A 5,675-nucleotide genomic window follows, 5' to 3' on the forward strand; every position below is an offset into this window, starting at 1 on the left:
ATTTTTTCTCTTGCTATTTAATTTATGAAAATATCAACTCTCAGATCCTCGATTTTGAAAAAAGTCGGGGATTTTGTTGTTATCAATCTGAAAAAATATGGAAGTTTCCTGATTTTTCATTAGTTACAAGTTAGAACGGTAATAGTATAGCAGGAGTCAGGAGTTAGAATTCAGGAATAAAACCCTACAGAGTTTAATTATTACTTGATTTCTTAACTACCTTAGCGATCGCTATAAAAATCTAAAAGATCATCTTATCCTCAAAAGCCAATTCTCTAGCTACATAAACAAAGTCTACCTTCACCGACTCTTGTTCTATTACTATTTACACAGCAGGTAGCATTCATGCAAAAAGTTCCTGTTTCACTGTGGACACTGTTAGCTGGGATGATCATTGCCCCTATCAGTATCTGGGTTGGACAAAATCATCATTTATTACCGGAAGCTGCATCACAACAAGCGCCTTTGGTAGATGGTTTTTTCGATATTATGTTGACAATTGCGATCGCTCTATTTTTAGTTGTTGAAGGCACAATTCTGCTGTTTCTAGTTATCTATAGACGACGCAAAGGAGATAATACCGATGGTATACCTGTAGAAGGTAACTTGAGTTTAGAAATTTTCTGGACAGCAATTCCCACCGTAATTGTCATTGCTTTGGGTATTTACAGCGTTGATGTTTATAACCAAATGGGTGGTTTTGGTGTGGGGAGTCATCCTCACCAAATGTCAGCCAGTGCTATGAATGTTAGTCAAACAGCTAATATTGGGATTGGCGAAAATCCGCAAACCAAAAATAAACCTGCTGATTTGGTTGTAGATGTCAAAGGCATCCAATTTGCTTGGTTATTTAATTATCCAGTCAGTGGTATTTCCGCTGGAGAACTGCACGTTCCTGTCGGTACTGATGTGCAGTTGAATTTATCCGCAGATGATGTCATTCATTCCTTTTGGGTTCCCCAATTTCGTCTTAAACAAGATGCTATTCCTGGTGTCCCCACTCAACTACGATTTACAGCTACAAAACCTGGGACTTATCCAATAGTTTGTGCAGAATTGTGTGGTGGTTATCACGGTTCAATGCGATCGCAAGTAATCGTCCATGAACAACAAGATTATGATGCTTGGATGAGTGAAAACCAACTTGCCCAAAAACAAGATATGAATCATGCAGTTGCTGTGAATTCGGAGAATTTATCCCCATCAGAATTTCTTGATCCCTACCTTCAAAATTTGCAAGTAACTCCAGCAACTCTTGAGTCATTAGTCAATCAATTTTAGATTTTGGATTTTAGATTTTAGATTAACTCCTAGTTGGAATTTTTGATTTTTAATCATCAAAACCAAAATTGAAAATCTAAAATTCAGTCGTTGGTAATGATTGGCTAATAACTGACAAAAGACAACTCACAAAAATATGACACAAGTAGATTTTCCAGTTAATCCTCCACCAGATGAAAATCAAGCCCCAACACTGCTGATTACTCATAATTCTCATCCCGAAGCGTGGAAAGTTCGAGATTATTTTACATTCAATACTGATCACAAAGTTATTGGTATTCAATACTTAGTGACAGCATTTTTCTTTTATCTAATTGGTGGGTTGATGGCGATCGCTATCCGCACCGAATTAGCCACACCAGACTCGGATTTCATTGATCCAAATCTGTACAATGCCTTCATGACAAATCATGGCACAATCATGATTTTCCTCTGGATTGTTCCCAGCGCAATTGGTGGATTTGGTAACTATCTAGTCCCATTGATGATGGGTGCTAGAGATATGGCCTTTCCTAAATTAAATGCGATCGCCTTTTGGTTAAATCCAGTCGCCGGATTATTACTATTACTAAGTTTCTTCTTTGGTGGTTCTCAATCTGGTTGGACAGCATACCCACCATTAAGCTTAATTACCGCCAACAACGCCCAGAGTTTATGGATTTTGGCCATTGTTTTAGTGGGAACTTCTTCAATTTTAGGTTCTATTAACTTCGTCATCACCATTTTGATGATGAAAGTTCCCAGCATGAAATGGGATCAAGTACCCCTATTTTGTTGGGCAATTTTAGCAACTTCCATCCTCGCACTTTTTTCTACCCCAGTATTAGCAGCAGGCTTAGTTTTGCTGTTATTTGATATTAACTTCGGCACATCCTTCTTCAAACCAGATGCAGGTGGTAACGTCGTTATTTATCAACATTTATTTTGGTTTTATTCCCACCCGGCAGTTTATTTAATGATTCTGCCGATTTTTGGGATTATGTCCGAAATTATTCCCACCCATGCCCGCAAACCAATATTTGGTTATAAAGCGATCGCCTTTTCCACAGTCGCTATCTGCGTCGTTGGTTTATTCGTCTGGGTACACCATATGTTCACCAGTGGTACACCCGGTTGGATGCGGATGTTCTTCACCATTTCCACACTCATAGTGGCAGTTCCCACAGGAGTCAAAATCTTCGGTTGGGTAGCAACCTTGTGGGGTGGAAAAATCCGGTTCACCAGCGCCATGTTATTTGCCATCGGCTTACTTTCCATGTTCGTCATGGGCGGTTTAAGCGGCGTAACCATGGGAACAGCCCCCTTTGACGTTCACGTTCACGACACCTATTATGTAGTCGGTCATTTCCACTACGTTTTATTTGGTGGTTCAGTCTTTGGGATTTACGCAGGTATATATCACTGGTTTCCCAAAATCACCGGCAGAATGATGAACGAAACCTGGGGACGAGTTCATTTTGTACTTACCTTCATCGGTACAAACTTAACATTTTTACCCATGCACGAACTGGGTTTAAAAGGAATGCCCCGCCGAGTTGCCATGTATGACCCTCAATTTGTCAGCTTAAACCAGCTTTGCACCATTGGCGCATTTCTTTTAGCTCTTTCCGTCGTTCCCTTCGCTTTAAACGTCATTTTCAGTTGGCAAAAAGGTGAACTCGCAGGTGATAACCCCTGGGAAAGTTTAACCTTAGAATGGACAACAAGTTCTCCACCTATCATTGAAAATTGGGAAGTTTTACCCGTTGTCACTCATGGACCCTATGACTATGGACATAACCATGATAATGGACAATTGACAATTGACAATTGACAACTGGTAATAGAAGCCGTCAGTTGAAACGCAGATTTAGAAATTGTAGGTTGGGTAGAACGAAGTGAAACCCAACAAACCCCCCCAAAAAGTTGGGTAACATACATCAAGCCAACCTACATCTATTCATCATTTACTAGGAATAATAACATGACTGCAATCACACCCAGTGAACATCATAGCGACGGAGAACATCCAGATTTACGAGTGTGGGGTTTAATCACATTTCTTGCTTCTGAATCATTGATGTTTGGCGGATTTTTTGCCACCTATTTGTTTTTTAGAGGGACTACAGCAGTTTGGCCACCGGAAGGAACAGAAGTAGAATTATTTATTCCCGCAATTAACACTATCATCCTCGTTTCTAGTAGTTTTGTCATTCACTTTGGTGATATGGCAATTAAAAGAAATAGTGTAGGTTGGATGCGGTTTTGGTATTTTATTACCGCGATTATGGGGGCTGTATTCCTAGCCGGTCAGGTTTATGAATACATGAATTTAAGTTATGGATTCACTACTAATGTTTTCTCAAATTGTTTTTATTTAATGACTGCTTTCCACGGTTTGCACGTCTTTATTGGACTGTTGTTAATCTTGGGTGTCTTATGGCGTTCTTTCCGTCGTGGTCATTATTCTGCTACTAAACACACTGGCATAGAAATGGCAGAAATTTACTGGCACTTTGTGGATATTATTTGGATCATTCTCTTCACATTGGTCTATCTTCTCAACGTTTTGTAAAAATGGGTAATGAGTAATTCATAATTATGAATTACTCTCCTCATTTTTTCAAACTTTAAAAGTAGAATTGGGGAAACCTTCGGTTATTACACCTACCAGCCTACCCAACTCAATTTAGTATTTGGATATTGTCACCAACATCACAGGAACAGGTCTGGACTCTTCTGTTATACTCCCGATAAATTCCCATTTACCAGTTCTGATAGTTGAAGAGTGCTTGCGCCGGAAACTACTAACCGAAACCCATTGTTGTTGTTTCTGTTATCTGGGTTGTTGTTGTTACGATACGCAGAACGGCAATTTCTAGGGTTGTTGTTCCAAGAACCACCGCGCAGCAGCCGGAAGTGCCTATCCCCTCTTCACACCCTTGTTTACACAAGAAATGTAAATATCTTTTGACGTAACCGCCAAGTGTCGCCATGTTTTAAATGTGCTATCCAACTTTGTTTTGAACGAGATACGTCTTGGTCAGAAATTTTACCATTTAAATAGTTTTTTTGCAATCTTTTTAATCGGCGTTTTCCTCTTCTTAAATTTTCTGTTCTGACTCTAATTCTGTCTGGTAATATCCGAAAACCGAGAAAATTTACACCGTGTTTAGTTGCAAATATTTGAGTTTTCACAGGATGCAATTTCAGACGCAAATTAACTAAATATGCTTCTATTGCTAATTTTGCTTCAGCTAAAAAATCTGGATCATCTGCAAATATCGCAAAATCATCAACATAACGTACATATTTGCTAACCTTTAATTCATCTTGTACAAAATGATCTAAACCATTCAAATAAACATTAGACAAAAACTGACTGGTGAGATTCCCAATTGGTAAACCCCGACGACGTTTTAAGGGTGTAAGTAAATCATCACCTGGAAAATATTCAATTGCTGGTGGTTGAAGATTACTACCATTAATAATTGTCTCTAATAACCACAGAGTATCTTGACATTTAAGTTTACGACGGAGTATTATTTTAAGAATATGATGATCAATACTCGGAAAGTATTTTTTTAATATCGCACTGCAAAACATAGCAACTAGAACGAGCAAATTTCGTAACCCGTCTTAAAGCCCGATGAGTTCCAAATCCTACACGATTAGCATAGGAATCTCTAATAAATGTTTTCTCAAAAACTGGTACGATAATATTACATAAAGCATGATGAACCACCCTATCTCGATAAGGTGCAGCCGAAATAATCCGAGGTCTGGGTTCAAGAATACTAAAGGTTCTATAAGTGCCTGTTTGATAGGTTTTTGATTCTAAATCATATTTAATTTTTTCTAATTCTAACTCTAAATTATAATTAAACTCTAAAACATTATCTCGAAACCGCTTACCCTTTTGTGCCTTCTTTGCTGCTAAAATTAAATTTGTAAAACTTGTAATTTCTGAATAAAAATTTCCGTAACGTTTCATTTATGATTGCCTAACTTGTTTTTGCTGCTTAATCCAACCACCCAATTCATTACCAATTTCATTAATTAATTGTCCCACATATTCATATCGGCGTTCATCAAATTGTTCAAAATCAAATAACAACCGAGTTTGATGACGCAGAACATCTATTTTAGCGTTTAATAATTCTAACTGAGCTATTTTTTCTTTGGCATATCTTGCTAAAATTAAACCTTCTAACAAATCATAAAGACCAGAGACAATTCTATCACCTAAACCAAATTTATAATTTTTAGGCAAACGGTCTAAAATCGGCACATACCACTTAATTAAATCGTAGGTTTTTTGGATAATTGGTAAATCTGACATTTGGTTTAAATAATGTAAGTAGGTAGGTGGGAAAACTTATAACTATGTCATTGCGAGTGGAACGGAGTGGAAC

General features: G+C 37.9%; 5 protein-coding genes and 1 pseudogene. 3 read left to right on the forward strand and 3 right to left on the reverse strand.

Going from position 1 to position 5,675, the window contains the following annotated elements; genetic code table 11:
- Positions 1-345: 345 nt before the first annotated feature.
- The 3 genes from FJR38_RS24585 (at position 346) to FJR38_RS24595 (ending at position 3,835) form a co-directional block, all read left to right on the forward strand.
- Complete coding sequence (locus FJR38_RS24585) at positions 346-1,281, forward strand: cytochrome c oxidase subunit II (protein WP_168539983.1); 936 nt, start codon at positions 346-348, stop codon at positions 1,279-1,281.
- A gap of 136 nt (positions 1,282-1,417) precedes the next feature.
- Entirely contained in the window at positions 1,418-3,094 is a 1,677-nt protein-coding gene (gene ctaD / locus FJR38_RS24590) for a cytochrome c oxidase subunit I (protein ID WP_168539985.1), read from the forward strand.
- Between the two features lie 150 nt (positions 3,095-3,244).
- Positions 3,245-3,835, forward strand: a complete 591-nt coding sequence (locus tag FJR38_RS24595; RefSeq protein ID WP_168497377.1) for a heme-copper oxidase subunit III — start codon at positions 3,245-3,247, stop codon at positions 3,833-3,835.
- Between the two features lie 167 nt (positions 3,836-4,002).
- Here the strand turns inward: FJR38_RS24595 and FJR38_RS24600 are convergent, their stop codons facing one another.
- The 3 genes and pseudogenes from FJR38_RS24600 to avd all read right to left on the reverse strand — a co-directional run bounded on the left by FJR38_RS24600 (position 4,003) and on the right by avd (position 5,602).
- Positions 4,003-4,173 (reverse strand): SUMF1/EgtB/PvdO family nonheme iron enzyme, encoded by a 171-nt coding sequence (locus FJR38_RS24600; RefSeq protein WP_152608795.1) that lies wholly within the window; start codon positions 4,171-4,173, stop codon positions 4,003-4,005.
- A gap of 33 nt (positions 4,174-4,206) precedes the next feature.
- Positions 4,207-5,254, reverse strand: a pseudogene (locus tag FJR38_RS24605) (reverse transcriptase domain-containing protein).
- A complete protein-coding gene (avd, locus tag FJR38_RS24610) occupies positions 5,255-5,602 on the reverse strand; it encodes a diversity-generating retroelement protein Avd (protein ID WP_168539987.1) in 348 nt (115 codons plus the stop codon).
- Between the last annotated feature and the right edge of the window lie 73 nt (positions 5,603-5,675).

The organism is Anabaena sp. UHCC 0253 (assembly GCF_009712085.1).
Classification (GTDB): Bacteria; Cyanobacteriota; Cyanobacteriia; order Cyanobacteriales; family Nostocaceae; genus Dolichospermum.

Coding starts and splice junctions, on each gene's coding strand:
- FJR38_RS24585 (WP_168539983.1), top strand. CDS start 346: ATGCAAAAAGTTCCTGTTTCACTGTGGACACTGTTAGCTGGGATGATC.
- ctaD (WP_168539985.1), top strand. CDS start 1,418: ATGACACAAGTAGATTTTCCAGTTAATCCTCCACCAGATGAAAATCAA.
- FJR38_RS24595 (WP_168497377.1), top strand. CDS start 3,245: ATGACTGCAATCACACCCAGTGAACATCATAGCGACGGAGAACATCCA.
- avd (WP_168539987.1), bottom strand. CDS start 5,602: ATGTCAGATTTACCAATTATCCAAAAAACCTACGATTTAATTAAGTGG.